Here is a 15,341-nt window from a genome sequence, read left to right as displayed (position 1 = left end):
GTGGCCTCGCTGTTGTCGCGTTGTGAGAGACCAACAGCATGTCGGGGCCACGAGCCCCATCAACTACCGGGCACCCCGCTCAAGCGCGAAGAGCCTCTTAAGTGACTGTGTAACAACCAGTTTCGATGGAAGTCGCTATCTGAATTGAAATTCTGGGCGGAAATGCACGACGACCAATGGCTCTGGCAGGGGTAACTGTGCGCGTCACCGATGGCGAGGGAACCAACAGCGTCGAGATCGACATGCTCGTGACCGCCGACGCCATCACCGAAGTGCCGTCGGTTGGCTGAGACTTGTTCAGTGCCGAGCCCTGCAAGAGCGGAGTTTGCGTCGGGCGCTCCCGGTAGATCGGCGGTGGCCTTCATGGTGTGATCGCGCTCTATACGCACTGGCTTTAGTGGTGGGTGTTGCTGTCGCGGCGCGCCGTCCTGTGGGCGGCAGGAAGAATCTGGCCGACGTGTTCGGCGGGACCGAGCATGAAGCGGTCCAAGCCGGAACGCGTTGGGCTGTAGACGTACTGGAGTCGGAGGGAATTTCTGCTTCGGAGCAACCTTTGGTCGCGTTACGTGAGTTGCGTCGGGCTAATCGAGCGTTGTCGCTTACCGGTGCCAAGGTTCTTCTGGACCAACTTCTGCCACCTCGCTAGCGCAGTCGCGGGTCGCTGTCCCCGAAACGTCCGCGATCTGGTCCTGGGTCACCACTCCTGAATGATGTTGACGGTGCTCGTCCAGATCGCAGGATTGTTGACCGTGAAGGTACATCAAATCAGGACGGCATCTCCGGGTGGCTATGAGGTTCGGAGACGCGTCGGGGTGGTAATGGGCTCTTTCTTACTGGTGAGCGGTGTAGCCGTTTCACGGTGACCACCAGATCATACTTTGGTACGCTTAAAGTATGACCACGAAATTTACCATAAGTCTGCCTGACGAGGATGCGCACCTACTCGACGAGTATGTGCGTGATCACGGACTTCGTGGCCGGTCGGCAGGAATTCGAGCCGCACTCCGCCTACTCTCGACGTCCGGACTCGAACGTGACTACGCTGCAGCGTTTGCTGAAGGTGACGTAGATGAAGTGTGGGACGCTGTCACGGCAGACACCGAATGATTCGCCGCGCGCACATTCACTGGGTGGATCTCGATCCGGCGCAGGGCAGTGAAGCGGCGAAACGACGACCGGCGGTGGTGGTGAGCAACGACCGGGCCAACGCTACTGCAGAAAATCTCGGCAGGGGCGTGATCACCGTGGTTCCGTTGACTACCAATACCGCGCACGTGTTTCCGTTTCAGGTGATTGTCGAGTCCGACGAGTCAGGTTTGGCGCGAGCGTCGAAAGCGCAAGCGGAGCAAGTGCGTTCGGTATCGGTTCGGCGTCTGGATCCTGAACCTGTCGGCAAGGTCGGGATGGAGACTTTCGCCGCACTCGAGGACGCGCTGCGGCTGCACCTCGATCTGCAGTAACTTGGTGCTGTTGGGGCCGGGTGATCGCCTCGATCGTCGGGGTGCGTGTTTATGACAGCTTGAGTCGAGACCACCGTGACGGCTAGACCCAGGCCCATCTGCGACTCGCCGGACCGGTAGTGACGGTTTGAGCTGAGCCCACCTCAGTGTTGTGGCATCTGGCTTGTTCGGATGCCAGCAACTGCTGGAGGGCAGTGATGGAGACTCGAATGGAGTTGTTCGCTCGTATTCGACGTGATGCCCGGGTCGAGGGGTGTTCGATCCGGCAGTTGGCCCGCCGCCACCAGGTTGGCCGGGCAACGGTGCGGATGGCGTTGGCGCAGGCGGAGCCGCCGCCGAGAAAAGTTCCGGTGCGTTGTTCACCGAAGCTCGATCCGTTCAAAGCCGCGATCGACGCCATGCTCACCGCCGATATCGACGCACCACGAAAACAACGCCACACGGCCCGCCGAATCCTCGCCAGACTGGCCGACGAACATGGAGCGCAGCACCTTTCGTATTCGACGGTGCGTGACTACGTGCGGGTTCGGCGAGCACAGATCGACGTCGAAGCCGGACGTCGCATCGAAGTGTTCGTCCCGCAGGAACATGCTCCCGGAGCCGAGGCGGAAGTCGATTTCGGTGAAGTGTGGGTGATCTTGGCCGGGGTGAAAACCAAATGCCATATGTTCGCCTTCCGCCTCTCACACTCGGGAAAAGCTGTGCACCGCGTGTACTCGACGCAAGGGCAGGAAGCGTTCCTCGAAGGCCATATCGCCGCGTTCGAGGAAATCGGCGGTGTCCCCACCCGTCACATCCGCTACGACAATTTGACCAGTGCTGTGCAGAAAGTGATCTACGGCTCCTCCCGAGCGCGGGTGGAGAACCAGCGATGGGTACTGTTCCGCTCGCACTTCGGGTTCGACCCGTTTTACTGCCAGCCTGGTATCTCGGGGGCGCACGAGAAGGGCGGCGTGGAGGGCGAGGTGGGCCGGTTCCGCCGAAACAGGTTGTCCCCGATGCCCGTTGTCAACTCACTCGATGAGCTCAACGAGAAGATCCGCGCTTGGGACACGGCAGATAACGGCCGCCGAATCAATGACCGGATACGCACTGTCGGGCAGGATTTCGCCGTCGAAGCACCGCTCCTGCTACCTGTTCCAAGCGAGGGCTTCGACCCGGGATTGTCGCTGGAACCACGAGTCGATCGGTCAGCGTTGATCACGGTGCGAATGGCGAAATACTCTGTCCCAGCACGTTTCATCGGCAGACAAGTGCGAGTCTCGTTGCGGGCGTCGGAAGTGGTGGTCTTCGACGGCCGGGCGGTGATCGCTCGCCATCAACGGGTCATCGCCCGGGGCGGTCAGAGCCTCGATCTCGACCACTACCTCGAAGTGTTGCGCACCAAACCCGGCGCCCTGCCAGGGGCGAGCGCTTTGGCCGCTGCCCGCAGGAACGGAACATTTACCTCGAGTCATGACGCATTCTGGGCCGCGGCCAGAAAAACTGACGGTGATGCCGGCGGAACCCGCCAACTCATCGATGTCCTGCTCCTGCACCGCACCATCGATAGCGATGACGTGATCGCCGGCATTGAAGAAGCTCTGACCGTCGGCGCAGTCACCGCTGATGTCGTCGCGGTCGAAGCCCGCCGCCACGCATCATTGGAGGTCGATGCGGCTGGGTCTGATTCAGGCCGTCATCTCGTTGCTCGTCGCAGCGGCCGGGAGCAACGCGTTGTCAGCTTGACCCAACGTCGTCTCGCCGATCCGGCAGCGGTCATCGCTGGTCTGCCGGCCGATTCTCGGCCTGCGCCGACGGTCGATCACTACGACCAACTCCTGCGACTACCTGAACGCCGCAATCCCGCCCAGCCCGCTGCCCGAGCCGAGTGAAAGAAGGCCCGAGAATGGTTCGTCAATCCGTCACGGTTTCCACCACGTTGCGCCGCCGAGGTTTGACCGAGGAGGCCGCCACCGCCGCGGTCGATCAAGCGTGCCGCCGACTACGACTTCCCACCATCCGTGCCGTCGTCGAGGACGCCGCCACTGCCGCCCGCAAGGACCAGCTTTCGTACTACGGATTTCTGGCGGAGTTGCTGCTTTCCGAATGCGACGACCGTGACCGCAGAAGTGTGGTGCGGCGAATCAAGGGAGCGGGGTTTCCTCGCGAAAAGTGGTTGGCAGACTTCGATTTCGATGCCAACCCCAATATCAATCCCGCGACCATTGGAACCCTCGCCACCGGCGACTGGATCCGCAAAGGCCAACCCCTGTGTTTGATCGGGGACTCCGGAACCGGGAAATCGCATCTCCTCATCGGGCTCGGGGCTGCGGCCGCCGAGCACGGTTACCGCGTCAAATACGTCCTCGCGACCCGGTTGGTCAACGAGCTCGTCGAAGCCGCCGACGAGAAACAACTCGCTCGCACGATCGCCCGTTACGGGCGAGTGGATCTACTTTTGCTGGACGAGCTCGGTTACATGGAACTCGACAAGCGAGGCGCTGAGCTGCTCTTCCAGGTTTTGACCGAACGGGAGGAGAAAAATTCCGTCGCGATCGCGTCGAACGAGTCGTTCTCCAAAGCGCACATGTTCGCGCGAATCTGTGCGTAGTCGCGCCGAAGTTTCACGGGTTCGGCAGTCGGGTGGGGTCGACGAAGTCTGCCAGGTAGATCATGGCGGCCTCGGCGGTCATGCCGAATGCCGCGGCGACGAGCTTCGGATCCATGGTGTTGACCAGATCGATAAGGCGAGTGCAGCGGATCATCCGCGGGCCGAACCCGCAATCGTCGAGCACATGACTCAGATAGGCGACCGATGCGGGTGACCGTCCGGCCTTGGTCCCTTTGGTGACGATGACGTGCGGATTGGCGGTGCGCCAGGAGGCGCGCTGGGCCAAACAGCGCTGCACGATCGTCCAGCTCGCCGGGTCCATCGGGACCGGATGCGGTCGCTCGCCAAGCCTGACGGTCTGTCGAAGCGGATCGACATCGTCGCAGGTCAGCAGCCGGACTTCGCGACTGGAAGCGCCATGCAGCAAGGCGAGGATGCCGACCAGGGATTCATGCGGATGCACCAGCAGGTCGGTGGTCCACCGCTGGAACAACCGGCGTTGTTGCTCGAGAGTGAGCGTCCGGCCACGAAAACCCTTGGCCTCTTTCCTGTCCAGGCTCTTCGTCGGATCGACAAGGACCAGACGGTGACTGCGCGCGAATCGGAAAAACTGGCGCAGCACGGTGAGTCTTCGCTGGCGCGACTTCGGCAGGGAAACTAGGAACGCCTCGACGTCGCCGAGCTCGACGGTCGCCCAATCTTGTTTCCCGCGTTCACTGTTCAAGAACGAAGCGAAATCTCGAACGGCCGCCAGTGCGGCCTCTATGGTCGAATCGCTGCGGGGCAGTGTTCCGGCCCGGCGAGCACGGGCCTTGGCGGTAAGCATGAACTCGGCGAATCCTGCGATTGCCGGTCGCAGCGGTTCAGGGGCCGCTTCGATCCGCCGTTGCCGGCGGCCGGCGGCGAGTCGCTCGTTGTGGTCGGTCGGCATCGCCAGCCCGTGTTCGGTGAAGAAATCTTGCATCGATCTGGCCAGCGGACCCATGGAACGGCCTGAGCGGCGTGCCCTGTCGAGCAGGGACGGCGGATGATTGGAGTGCTCGTCGTCGAGCAGTCGCCCCAGCTCGGTGACCGCCACACACGCACGGCCTGGCGAATAGCCGTCGGCGAGACAGGTGATCAGGCCGGGCAGCCAATCCGGCGGGTCGGCAAGACGTGCTAGGAGATGTTCGCCGGCCACATGCGGCCGATCCGGATGGCGCTGCCAGCATCGCGAGCACATGCCGCGGCAAGCATGGCGACGCAACACGCCACAGGCGACGCAGACGCGCGGGGGCTTCTTCGAAGGGCGCGGCCTCGAACAGTGACCGCACCAGCCGGTGTCCACGCGCAGATACCCGGGTTTGCCGCACCGCGGACAGTCCTGTTGCCGAGCTTGCAGGTCGGCTTTGCGTTGGCAGCCCCGGCACAACACGGCCTCCGCGAAGCGGACCTTGTGACCGCACTGCGCGCACCGGCGGGAACAAATCACGCAACGACCTGTCTCGACGACCAGCACCCTACTGCGGCTGCAGTCAGGGCACGGCTGCTTGGCGGCCGCGTCCTTGGCGCGGGCGGTGCACCGGCAGCACAGGTCGCGGCCGATGATGCCCACCGGTCCGCCGCACTCGGCACAGTCACGCTGGCGTTTACCCATGTTCTGCAATGACTTCCAGGTCGAAGCGTCACATCGGCGGAAGCGAGCGGCCGCGGGCGTTGACGGCTTGGCGCTGCGTCGGCGCCGGTCGAATTGGCGGATCGGCAGGACGCTCGACGGGAGTGGCGTCGATCTCGAACAAGTCGTCCGGAGTGCATTGCAAGGCAGTGCACAACGCGATCAGCGTCGTCATCTTGATCTGGGTGGGTTCCTTGGTGAACAGCGCCGACACCGACGCCGCCGACATCTCCAGCCCGGCTTTGTCTGCCAGCAGCCTGCGCAGCTCGGTCCCGGTCCACACTTCGCGTTGGGCCGCGGCCATCCGCAGTCGCCACTTGATCCTCACGCTCGCTCGTCCTCTCCGCTGAGCTCGGCCAGGGTGGTGGTCACCGCGCGCCGATACGCGTCCTCGATGAAGGTCGCCGATGGCCGGACATACCGCATCGTCGATCCGACGGTCCAGTGACCCAGAAGCTGTTGGATCGCAACCAGATCCACGCCACGCTCATAGTTGTGGGTCGCGCACGCACGTCGCAGCGCATGCGGGCTGAACCGCTCCGAACGCGGGCGCCCTTCGAGCTCCATCAGATATCGCAGCCGGTTGCGGATCGTTCCACGATGCAGCGGCCCGCCGGACTCGTCGGCGAACAACACCGGCGAGTCCGGGAACTTGGGCCGCACGTCGGTCAGGAACCAGCGCAGCACCAGGTCCAGACCGTCGAGCATCGGAACCCATCGCGGCCGAGGACCGGACATCCTGGCGCCCTTACCGAAGCGGACATGAAGTTTGCCGAACGGACCACGATCGAAATGCACATCCGGAAGGTCGAGCAGCGCAGCCTCTTCCGAGCGCAGTCCGGCATGATAGAGCGTCCGGAACAGCGCGTAGTCCCGAGCTGCCGGCCCATATTTTCGGGCGGTGATGATGCGCGCCTTCATGAACTCGAAGAACTCCCGCACGCGCTCCGGAGTCGGAGGCGGCACCAGCGCCGGCGAATCGTCGCCGACATGGCGGGAGGCGTTGAACTCATCCACCGGACAGACCAGCTTCACCCCGAACACGGCCTCGATCTCGGCTGCCAAAAATCAACGGCACACTGCATTACTTGTGGCGGGCGGTCGACCAGCACGGGAACGTGCTCGATGTGCTGGTCCAGTCGCGCCGAAACGGCAACGCCGCCAAGCGATTCTTCCGTAAGCTGCTCAAGGGCTTGCAGTATGTGCCGCGGGTGATCGTTACCGACAAGCTGACCAGCTACAGCGTCGCTCACCGCGAGATGCTGGCCTCGGTCGAGCATCGCCGATCCAAGTATTTGAACAATCGGGCCGAGAACTCGCATCAACCCACCAGACAGCGGGAACATGCGATGAAACGGTTCGCATCGGCCCGGCACGCGCAACGTTTCCTGTCCGCGTTTAGTTCGATCTCACCGCATTTCCGGCCCGGTCGGTATCGACTGACCGCGCCCGAATGGCGTGCCGAGATGGCCGACCGTTTCGCGGTCTGGCAGGAAGTCACCGCGGCCGGTGTCGCCGCCTGAAAGTGAACTGCCCCAGCAGTGCCCTGTAACAGAATGCCCCAAACATCCTTCGCCGCTTCACTTTTCGATTAACGTGACAGTGCCCGGGGAACTATCTGGCCGTACGCGGGGAGAAACCATGGCCACAAAATGCGCCATAAATGGCCGCCAGTGGGGAGCTTACGACGGCCGTCGACATACCAGGTCGACGCGTTGCTGCGAGCCGGGCTCGACGCCGAAAACAATCATACCGACCACGCGAGTGCGAAGGCCTCACGCTCACAGTTCGATGAACGTTCCCCGTACCACCGTGTACGGGCACCTCAACACACGCACCCGGGCTGCGAGTTCGTCGGCTGTACCGGTGAACATGGTGGGCTGCGGTCCCTGTTGTGGCGATGCTGTCGCCGCGGATCTGCCTCTGCGGCTACGAGCCGAGCACCAGAGCCGAAGACGCCCACCAACGCGCGGACCTTCTTGGTTCGGTCATCGCCCGATCTCATTGCGACCAGTGCGAACCGCCGCCGGCCTTCGATGTCGCGTGCGCGGTGTGCGGCGACGGGCCGAATCCTCGCCGGCGATCTCGCCCAGGCCGCCCACAGTGGTGATGGTTTTCCGGACCCGGTGCGCCGGTGGCTCACAGCGAGCGGATGGACCGTACCGTCTGAGTTGCGGTGCCCGGATCACGCCTGAGGGTTGACGTCGTTGTCGTTGTCGCAGCGACTCGTCAGTCCTGTACTCCACGCCGAAGGCGTCGGAGAAGGGTGCACATCGGTTATTGCCCGGGTAATAACGTTGGTCTGCCCACCTGCACCAAGATGGTCGGTTCGTCCGCGTCCCCCGGCCGTGCGGCGCGTCGTATCTTCACGCGAGCCGGTCCTCACGACTGGTTCCATCGACCAGGCCGAGCCGCGGCATCGTCGCCGACCGCGCATCTTTCGATGCCGAGAGTCAACCCACTTATTTCGGCAACCTCGGTGACCGAGAACGTCTACACCGGATCTTCGTGAGTCAAGGCACGATAACCGGTGGCACCGGCTCGGTCCACTGCTGCCTTGACCAGGCCGAAGAATGCCCCTTGAATGACTGCGGCAATCAATACTTCTCGGACACTACGGTGGAGATCTTTCGGGTTCGGTGCGGCCGCGTCGTTGTCGTCGACGCGCTTCCAAATCTGTTTGAACACCACGCCGGCGGCGATACCGCCGAGCACGCTCGTCGCCAGGGAGAGCGGTTTGTAGATTGCTTTCACGACCGCGCTCATCGATCACTCCTTCTGTGAGACCGCTTGCGGCGGAAGATGATCAACGCGACGAGGGCGATGCCGAGCGAGACTGCGGTGAGGATTTGCGGGTTTTCTTTGGCAAAGGCTTTCGCTTCGTGCAGCTGTGCATTCGCACTGTCCTGCACCCGCGCGGGTACATCCGCTTTGGCGGCGAGCGCGGCGACGGTGTCCGCGAGATCGGCGCGCTGTTCTTCCACGCTCCGCTCCGGGTCAGTCGACGCGGTCGCCCCAGGTGGAATGCTCTCGGACGGGTTGTCATGACTGTCGGTCATCGGATGCCCTTCTTGATGGTGGAGATGTCTTCGCTGACGCTGGCCGCGGTGTCCTGCGGAACTGGTGGTAGTGCCTTCTTGGATCGGGTTGCGCCCACCGCGGCCACCGCTCCGCCGATCATCAGAACAGTAACGCCGACGATCAGCGCTGCGAGCCAGGGGGCAACGACGGTGGCGAGTCCGAGTACTGCTGCGGCGATCAGAGTTGCGAGTCCGAACAACGCCAAGACGGCTCCCGCTCCGGAGATGCCGATCCCGATCCCGAGTCGGGTGCCTTTGTTTTTGACTTCGTCCAGTCCGGCGGCGATTTCAGTGCGCACCAGTGTCGACACTTGCTCGGTGAGTCGCTCGACGAGTTGAACGGTCGACAAGTCCGCCGCTTGGGGGGAGTTCGGCGTAGGGGTGCGCTCAGCGTGGTCGCGTGTGGGATCACTCATCGGTGTTCCTCCCGGTTTCGGTGGGTACGGGTCGGCAGAACTAGCAGCCCTGGACTTTTCGCTACCGTGGTCGGAGATGTGCGCCTGACGCAACTCTCGCCCACGTTCGACCTCGTCGGCGTCTTTCTGGGCGTTCTTGTCCGAGACGCGAGTGTCTCTGGGCGGGAGTTGGAGTTGTTCTTCGGCGGCGATCCCGGCTTGAAGTTGTCGTCCGCGTTCGAGTTCGGAATCGAGTTCTGCGCCGAACAGCAGTGCAAGGTTGGTGATCCACAACCACAGCAGGAACACGATCGCGCCGGCGAGGGAGCCGTAGGTCTTGTTGTAGCTGCTGAAGTTGGCGACGTAAAACCCGAAACCGACCGATGCGAGGATCCACACCACAATGGCCAGGGCGGCGCCGCCGCTGATCCACCGAAACTTCGGTTGCTGGATGTTCGGAGTGGCGTAATACAGAATCGCAACGGCGAGAACGACGAACACCAGCACCACCGGCCAGCGAGCGATATTCCAGACAGTCAAGGCGGTGTCTCCCGCCCCGATCACATCGCCGATCGCTCGTGCAACGGGCCCACTGATCGCCAACATCGCTGCAGCGCAACCGATCAACGTCAACGCGACGATAGTCACCAGCAGCATCACCGGCCGAAGTTTCCACACTGGACGGCCTTCGTCGACCTCGTACATGCGGTTCATCGCACGCCCGAACGCTCCGACATACCCGGAAGCGGACCATAGCGCGCCCGCGATACCGGCGATGAGGGCGAACCCAGCCGCCGGGGCTTGCACGAGCTGCTGAATCGGTCCCCTCAGGGTATCCACTGCCGAGGATGGACCGAGGGCGCCGACAATTTGCAAAACCGCATCCACGGTCGACTGACCTTGGCCGAATACTCCGAGAAGGGAAACCACTGCCAGGATCGCCGGAAACAGCGACAGCACAGCGTAATACGTCAACGCAGCCGCGAGGTCAGTGCACTGATCACGCGAGAACTGGCGAGCGGTCGAGCGCAGTACGTAGAGCCACGACGATTTCGTCAGCTCGGTCGGCGACTGCGGTTTGCGAGGGTCGTCCGGGTCCGCCTCGACCGGAGCGGTGTCAGCGCCGGTCATCTCTGATCAGTTCCTCTCGCTCGAACTTGTACGTAGTAGTTGCGCAAAACCTGTTCGTCATCAGGAGTTAGAGCATCGACATGTCCCCGCTCCGGTGCACCGCTGACCTGGGCGCCGGTGAACGGCACTCGCAGGCTTTGCCCGTCACGATAAGCACCAGTCAGGGGAACCAAGGCATACCCAGCGTCATCGAAGTCCACAGTCACCCAATGCGGTGACGCTGTGATCGGATCGAGAAGCAACGACCCGATCACACCGATAACATCGCCGTCAACTCCGATTACCTGCCCTCCGCGCAGCAGTCGAGCGTCCTCCACCGTAATCGTCGAACTGTCACTGTTTTGCATCATCAATCGTGTCTGTTCGGGAAACAGTGCGGGTTCACTTGCGGACACGACGGGCCAGAGTGGAACCGAGCCCGGTGAGAATTTGTGCGGGGCGTTGCTGCTCGCCCTGCTGCGCTCCCAGAACGACGATGGCCCCGGTCAGAGCCGGCAGAGCCCACTGCACATACTGCAGTTGCCGCTGAGCGGCGGTGACCTCGTCGGGGGTCGAGGGCGCCGGTTCGGTAGCACCCTCGACGTATTCGCCGTCTGCTGTGGCGATCTTGGCTCCGAGGACACCGCTGTATGCGGTCGCCGCAAGGGCAGCGCCCGTGACAACGATCTTGGTGATCGTGTTCGCTTTGACCCCGCCCTGGTGTTGCGCTCGGTCCCTGTTCGCATACAGCAGTGCCCCGCCGCCGACGAGGTGAGCACCGATAGCGGCCGCGTTGACCGGAGCCCATTTCGCCCATCCCAACGAGGCGACCCGTGCGCGGTCCTGGGGGTCACGAACCGCATCGGCGGCGCCGTTAAGACCGACTGCCCCCATCAGCGAGCCGCCGAACCATGCTGCTGCTCCGAGGTCGTGCAGACTGCGAATGACGGTATTACGTGATGGCATAAGTTCCTCCTGGACTGGGATGGACGGTGGCGTCGGGGGATGTCGCCGACTTCGAAGCCGCTCGATGTCGCGAGGTGAGTTGCGGCAGCGAACTGTGGTCTCTCACGTAGTGAGCGTGCCTAGAACGAAGCGGAAAGCTACCGCGGTGCCGAGCGTAATTGCCAAGCCTGCGGCGACGTTGGTAAGCAGCCACCCCACCGTGAGGCCCAGGACAACAGCTGCCATGACCACCAACGCGACATCGATGAAAGGCCCACGCGGGATGCCTCGAAGCATCGAAGCGATACGCCGCCCGACATCCGCTGCACCCCAGCTCGCGCAGGTGAAGCTGATCTCGCTGTGCCGAGTTGGTGAGACGGCGATCGTCATTATCGGGCTCCCGACTCTGTGAGTGCTTTCTTCGTACCTACGTCAACAACACTCTAAAATCTATACCATCGGATACAGATTATGAACAGCTGCCGAGCTGTCCACCGATTGAAAGGGGCTGCGTCATTGGTTGTTGCGTAGTTTCCTGATCTGCGGAGATTTCGTTCTCCGTCAACGGCCGAGGGCTCCCTTCTTTCTCATCCGTGTTGAGCACATAACCGCTGAGTACACGTTCGGGCTTCCATCTATGCGGGCCCAGAGGTGTGGAGGTCTTCTGAAGATCGCGGGCATTGAAGCAGAGTGGAAGGGGCAGAAGCTGGCAGAACCCGCCTTTGGTGTCTAAGGATTGGACGTCTATGCGCGCCGATATGGAGGGGCAAGTTGTGGAGTGGTTCGTATCGATATGGGATGAGGGATCCGGTTTTCTTCGCTATCGCGGCGGCTCCGGGTCCGATCGTGGGTGGGTGATCGAGCAGGTGGTTGCGGCGGGTTGCGCCGTCGCGTTCGGTGGTGATGGTTCGATGACCGGCCTTGTGGGAAACGCGGTTATTGCCGGCATGCCGATGGATTCGATCGCCTTCGGCGACTCGGCAATCAGCGATGATGATCTCGTCCGGTTGATCAGCGCCCGTTTCGATCGCGCGTGGGGCTGTATATCGCCTACCTGAGTTCCCCGTGCTCCCGACGTCTCTACCGGACTTTATTCCGCGAATGAAGAAAATATGTATCGTGGAGGTCAGATTAAATTTTTGTGCGTATGCAGTTAGGGAGTCGTGATGATGTCGGCCGAATTCGCTCAGGTGTGGCGATGACGAACAAGCGTTCACAGCAAGGGGTCTATGGGATTTCGGGGATGTCGGAGCTTTCTGGAGTGGGCCCTCAAACGCTACGACTGTACGAGCGGCGCGGTCTTTTGGCCCCCACTCGCACTGCAGGGGGGACGCGCCGGTACAGCGACGTGGATCTGAACACGTTGGACCGAATCACCGCACTGATCGACGAGGGGGTCAACGTGGTGGGGGTTCGGTTGATTCTCTCCCTCGAAGCCCAGAATGCACTGCTTGAGGCGCGTCTCGGTCAGTTCAGTGGGGCGGGACCGCTTCAGCGTGAGCGCCGTCTTCGCCGAGAGTGACGAGGCCGAGCCCCTCGCCGGTAGGAGAGACGATTGCTCCTTCGGAGCGACTGATGTCGCCGAAGTCTGCGTCCGCGAGGATCTTGTTGCCGTCCGCTTCGAGTTGTTCGAGAGCAGAATCGAAGGCGTCGATGAGCCAGACTTGGGTGGCTGCGGTGAGTAGTTCGTCCAGTGCGTCGTCGGCGTTGGTTTGAAAAATTCGCACCAGCCAGGAGCCTTCGATCTCGGGGTCATCCGAGAGTCCGTGCGGGGTGTTGGTGGCGACGACGTAGCGGTTGTATTCCAGCTCGACGCGGATGGCGTACATCCCGGCGAGGTTGACGACGTTCACCGGACGTTGGGTTACGGCAGCCAATGCGGTCAATGCGTCGCCGTAGGTTTGCGAGTACTTCACTGTCAGGGGCATGGTCTTGGTCGGCCTATCTGTTCGGGGCCGATGCTGCTTGCATGGCTCATGGCAGGCCTATCTGTTCGGGGCCGATGCTGCTTGCATGGCTCATGGCAGGCCTGGCGCCGCTGTCGACTCAGGACTGTTCCTGATCTTATCTCGGATTGGCAACGACGACTGCTCTCGCGGGCATTGCCGTGATCGTTCTTCAGCACCACATCGCTTGGCCGTCTGTTTGAATGTGGCCTGCACGGGTAGTTGATGTCATAGACCGCGGCGCTGGGGACAGTGTCCGCTGTTCTCGAAGTATGTGGTTCAGCTCGAAGATAGATACAGGACTGGGCTGCCCGACCGCTCGACGAGGTATACGCTGCGATTTTCGTCGATGCGATCGTCGTCAAAGTCCGCCGGCGGTCAGGTCGCAAACCGGCCGATCTATGCCGCGATCGGCGTTAGCCTCGACGGACACCGCGACGTGCTCGGATTGTGGGCCGGCCCCGGCGGTGAGGGCGCCAATTTCTTCGATGAGCGTGCTGACAGACATCCGACATCGCGGCACCCGGGACGTATTCTTCCTGGTCTGCGACGGGCTCAAAGGCCTACCGGACGAAGCATCACAACACGAGTCACAGTCGACCCAGGTTCGGCCAACTCCCACACCAGTCGCTCCGGAGCGCGAACTTGCTGACCTCGACACCACCAAGTTCCATACCCACTGGAGCCCCGAGGTCGACCACCAACTCATGAACAGCCGCACCATCCCACAACACAGCAGCAGACCAGAAGGACCGAGACTGTGAGCATCATCGGATACGCCCGCGTCTCCACCCTCGAACAAAACCCCGAGCTGCAGCAGCACGCACTCCGCCAAGCCGGCGCGATCCGCATCTTCACCGACTACGAATCCGGCTCGACAACGCAGCGCCCCCAGCTCACCGAATGCCTGAACTACCTACGCGATCACGACGGTGATGTCCTTGTCGTCTGGAAACTTGATCGCCTCGGACGATCCGTCCGCCACGTCATCGACACAGTCCACAACCTCGGCGAACGTGGTATCGCATTCCGTTCCCTCACCGAAGGATTCGACACAACCACCGCAGGCGGCGAATTCTTATTCCACATCATGGCAGCCCTCGCCCAAATGGAACGCCGCATGATCGTCGAACGCACCCACGCCGGCCTCGAAGCCGCTCGACGCCAAGGTCGACACGGCGGCCGGCCCACCGTCATGACCCCCGAACGCACCGAACTCGCCCGCACGATGCGTGAACAGGGCAAAAGCCTCGACACGATAGCTTCGACACTCCGTGTCGGCAGATCCTCCGTCAGTCGTGCCCTCGCACCCGAGAAGGCCGGCGGGCAGCAGTAATCCTCACACGAACCAAGCACGAGCCGAACCGTCAAAACCGACGCGGTACCGCCCTGTGTCCGCAGCCTTTCCCTCCATTCGAGCCAACCCATCGGCAGGGTCCCGATGCGCCGCCGTTCCTTTGGCCGTGGGATCGGCGGCGAGAGCGCTCAAATACAACAGAATTGGCTCGGAAACCCCCGTGGGTCAACACATAATCATCAGCCATGTCTTCTGCCCGCCGTGGTGCGGAAGAGTTCCACGACCACCACGTATACCCCAACAGCGCAGCCGCAGCGAGAAGTGTACAGCCCACCAGGACTGCGAGGCCTGCGTCCGGGGACTGTTTCGTAATCGGTGTTTTGGCCCGAGACGCTGAGTGAATGCTCGGCGAGGAGGTGCCGAGATGACGACACTGGAGAATGTGACGAAGAAGAGGGCCGAGCCCTCCGCGGAAGCTGCGGCGGCCGCGGAGTTGGTGCGCCTGGCCAAGGAGCAGGGCCTGTCGCTGACCGGGCCGGACGGTTTGCTCAAGCAGTTCACCAAAACCGTTCTGGAAACCGCACTGAACGAGGAGATGACCGAGCACCTCGGGCACGACAAGAACCAAGCTCCGGCCGATCGGGAGTCTACGAATATTCGCAACGGGACTCGGTCGAAAACGGTGTTGACCGAGGCCAGTGGGCATGTCCCGATCGAGGTCCCTCGTGATCGGGAAGGGACGTTCGAGCCGCAGATCGTCAAGAAACGCCAACGTCGATTGAACGGGGTCGATGAGATCGTGTTGTCGTTGTACGCCAAAGGATTAACGACTGGTGAAATCAGTTCGCATTTCGCTGAAAT

At 62.2% G+C, this 15,341-nt stretch carries 17 protein-coding genes and 3 pseudogenes; 10 read left to right on the top strand and 10 right to left on the bottom strand.

Going from position 1 to position 15,341, the window contains the following annotated elements; genetic code table 11:
* The first annotated feature begins 894 nt into the window (after nt 1-894).
* From ACZ3J7_RS40000 to istB, 4 genes and pseudogenes are all read left to right on the top strand, one after another.
* Entirely contained in the window at nt 895-1,107 is a 213-nt protein-coding gene (locus ACZ3J7_RS40000; RefSeq protein ID WP_003943374.1) for a ribbon-helix-helix domain-containing protein, read from the top strand.
* Nucleotides 1,104-1,460: a type II toxin-antitoxin system PemK/MazF family toxin gene (locus tag ACZ3J7_RS39995; protein ID WP_003943396.1), complete on the top strand. Its 357-nt coding sequence runs from the start codon at nt 1,104-1,106 to the stop codon at nt 1,458-1,460. The genes ACZ3J7_RS40000 and ACZ3J7_RS39995 overlap by 4 nt, the downstream gene beginning before the upstream one ends.
* 197 nt (nt 1,461-1,657) lie before the next feature.
* Complete coding sequence (gene istA, locus ACZ3J7_RS39990) at nt 1,658-3,334, top strand: IS21 family transposase (RefSeq protein WP_209923458.1); 1,677 nt, start codon at nt 1,658-1,660, stop codon at nt 3,332-3,334.
* Between the two features lie 14 nt (nt 3,335-3,348).
* A pseudogene (gene istB, locus ACZ3J7_RS39985) lies at nt 3,349-4,050 on the top strand (IS21-like element helper ATPase IstB); the annotation flags it as partial.
* A gap of 16 nt (nt 4,051-4,066) precedes the next feature.
* Here the strand turns inward: istB and ACZ3J7_RS39980 are convergent.
* From ACZ3J7_RS39980 to ACZ3J7_RS39970, 3 genes are all read right to left on the bottom strand, one after another.
* Nucleotides 4,067-5,233 (bottom strand): tyrosine-type recombinase/integrase, encoded by a 1,167-nt coding sequence (locus tag ACZ3J7_RS39980; RefSeq protein WP_003943392.1) that lies wholly within the window; start codon nt 5,231-5,233, stop codon nt 4,067-4,069.
* Nucleotides 5,234-5,717: 484 nt separating this feature from the next.
* The gene (locus ACZ3J7_RS39975; protein WP_064445096.1) at nt 5,718-6,035 is read right to left on the bottom strand and encodes a helix-turn-helix domain-containing protein; all 318 of its coding nucleotides are present in this window, start codon (nt 6,033-6,035) and stop codon (nt 5,718-5,720) included.
* Nucleotides 6,032-6,772, bottom strand: coding sequence for a tyrosine-type recombinase/integrase (locus ACZ3J7_RS39970; RefSeq protein ID WP_003943364.1), 741 nt, complete (start codon nt 6,770-6,772; stop codon nt 6,032-6,034). Before ACZ3J7_RS39970 ends, ACZ3J7_RS39975 begins: the two co-directional genes overlap by 4 nt.
* On the opposite strand from ACZ3J7_RS39970, the pseudogene ACZ3J7_RS39965 reads away from it, so the two are divergent.
* Nucleotides 6,772-7,230, top strand: a pseudogene (locus ACZ3J7_RS39965) (IS6 family transposase); the annotation flags it as partial. The gene ACZ3J7_RS39970 and the pseudogene ACZ3J7_RS39965 sit on opposite strands and share 1 nt — an antisense overlap.
* Nucleotides 7,231-8,200: 970 nt before the next feature.
* Here the strand turns inward: ACZ3J7_RS39965 and ACZ3J7_RS39960 are convergent.
* The 6 genes from ACZ3J7_RS39960 to ACZ3J7_RS39935 form a co-directional block, all read right to left on the bottom strand.
* Nucleotides 8,201-8,473 carry a DUF4235 domain-containing protein gene (locus tag ACZ3J7_RS39960; RefSeq protein ID WP_003943358.1) on the bottom strand — a complete coding sequence of 91 codons (273 nt, stop codon included), beginning with the start codon at nt 8,471-8,473 and terminating at the stop codon, nt 8,201-8,203.
* Nucleotides 8,470-8,766, bottom strand: coding sequence for a DUF3618 domain-containing protein (locus ACZ3J7_RS39955; protein WP_080552793.1), 297 nt, complete (start codon nt 8,764-8,766; stop codon nt 8,470-8,472). Before ACZ3J7_RS39955 ends, ACZ3J7_RS39960 begins: the two co-directional genes overlap by 4 nt.
* Nucleotides 8,763-10,313 carry a YhjD/YihY/BrkB family envelope integrity protein gene (locus ACZ3J7_RS39950; protein ID WP_064442830.1) on the bottom strand — a complete coding sequence of 517 codons (1,551 nt, stop codon included), beginning with the start codon at nt 10,311-10,313 and terminating at the stop codon, nt 8,763-8,765. Before ACZ3J7_RS39950 ends, ACZ3J7_RS39955 begins: the two co-directional genes overlap by 4 nt.
* A complete protein-coding gene (locus tag ACZ3J7_RS39945; protein ID WP_350835159.1) occupies nt 10,310-10,708 on the bottom strand; it encodes a hypothetical protein in 399 nt (132 codons plus the stop codon). The genes ACZ3J7_RS39950 and ACZ3J7_RS39945 overlap by 4 nt, the downstream gene beginning before the upstream one ends.
* Nucleotides 10,695-11,258: a hypothetical protein gene (locus ACZ3J7_RS39940; RefSeq protein ID WP_003943350.1), complete on the bottom strand. Its 564-nt coding sequence runs from the start codon at nt 11,256-11,258 to the stop codon at nt 10,695-10,697. The genes ACZ3J7_RS39945 and ACZ3J7_RS39940 overlap by 14 nt, the downstream gene beginning before the upstream one ends.
* A 102-nt stretch (nt 11,259-11,360) precedes the next feature.
* Nucleotides 11,361-11,627 carry a hypothetical protein gene (locus tag ACZ3J7_RS39935; RefSeq protein ID WP_037130799.1) on the bottom strand — a complete coding sequence of 89 codons (267 nt, stop codon included), beginning with the start codon at nt 11,625-11,627 and terminating at the stop codon, nt 11,361-11,363.
* A gap of 356 nt (nt 11,628-11,983) precedes the next feature.
* Here ACZ3J7_RS39935 and ACZ3J7_RS39930 point away from each other — a divergent pair, with 356 nt between their 5' ends.
* Both ACZ3J7_RS39930 and ACZ3J7_RS39925 read left to right on the top strand, forming a co-directional pair.
* A complete protein-coding gene (locus tag ACZ3J7_RS39930) occupies nt 11,984-12,295 on the top strand; it encodes a hypothetical protein (protein WP_125053497.1) in 312 nt (103 codons plus the stop codon).
* Between the two features lie 89 nt (nt 12,296-12,384).
* Nucleotides 12,385-12,759 (top strand): MerR family transcriptional regulator, encoded by a 375-nt coding sequence (locus ACZ3J7_RS39925; RefSeq protein ID WP_352101933.1) that lies wholly within the window; start codon nt 12,385-12,387, stop codon nt 12,757-12,759.
* On the opposite strand, the gene ACZ3J7_RS39920 is transcribed toward ACZ3J7_RS39925, so the two are convergent.
* A complete protein-coding gene (locus ACZ3J7_RS39920) occupies nt 12,710-13,153 on the bottom strand; it encodes a hypothetical protein (RefSeq protein ID WP_232508977.1) in 444 nt (147 codons plus the stop codon). The genes ACZ3J7_RS39925 and ACZ3J7_RS39920 overlap by 50 nt on opposite strands.
* Nucleotides 13,154-13,486: 333 nt before the next feature.
* On the opposite strand from ACZ3J7_RS39920, the pseudogene ACZ3J7_RS39915 reads away from it, so the two are divergent.
* The 3 genes and pseudogenes from ACZ3J7_RS39915 to ACZ3J7_RS39905 all read left to right on the top strand — a co-directional run.
* A pseudogene (locus tag ACZ3J7_RS39915) lies at nt 13,487-13,755 on the top strand (transposase); the annotation flags it as partial.
* Between the two features lie 188 nt (nt 13,756-13,943).
* A complete protein-coding gene (locus tag ACZ3J7_RS39910; protein WP_003943371.1) occupies nt 13,944-14,519 on the top strand; it encodes a recombinase family protein in 576 nt (191 codons plus the stop codon).
* A 385-nt stretch (nt 14,520-14,904) separates the two neighbouring features.
* The coding region (locus ACZ3J7_RS39905) for a transposase (protein WP_353802435.1) at nt 14,905-15,341 on the top strand (437 nt) is incomplete at its 3' end.

It is taken from the genome of Kitasatospora sp. NPDC015121, from assembly GCF_055562955.1.
Note: the sequence above shows the minus strand (reverse complement) of the source record. Positions and strands in the feature narration are given on the sequence as shown.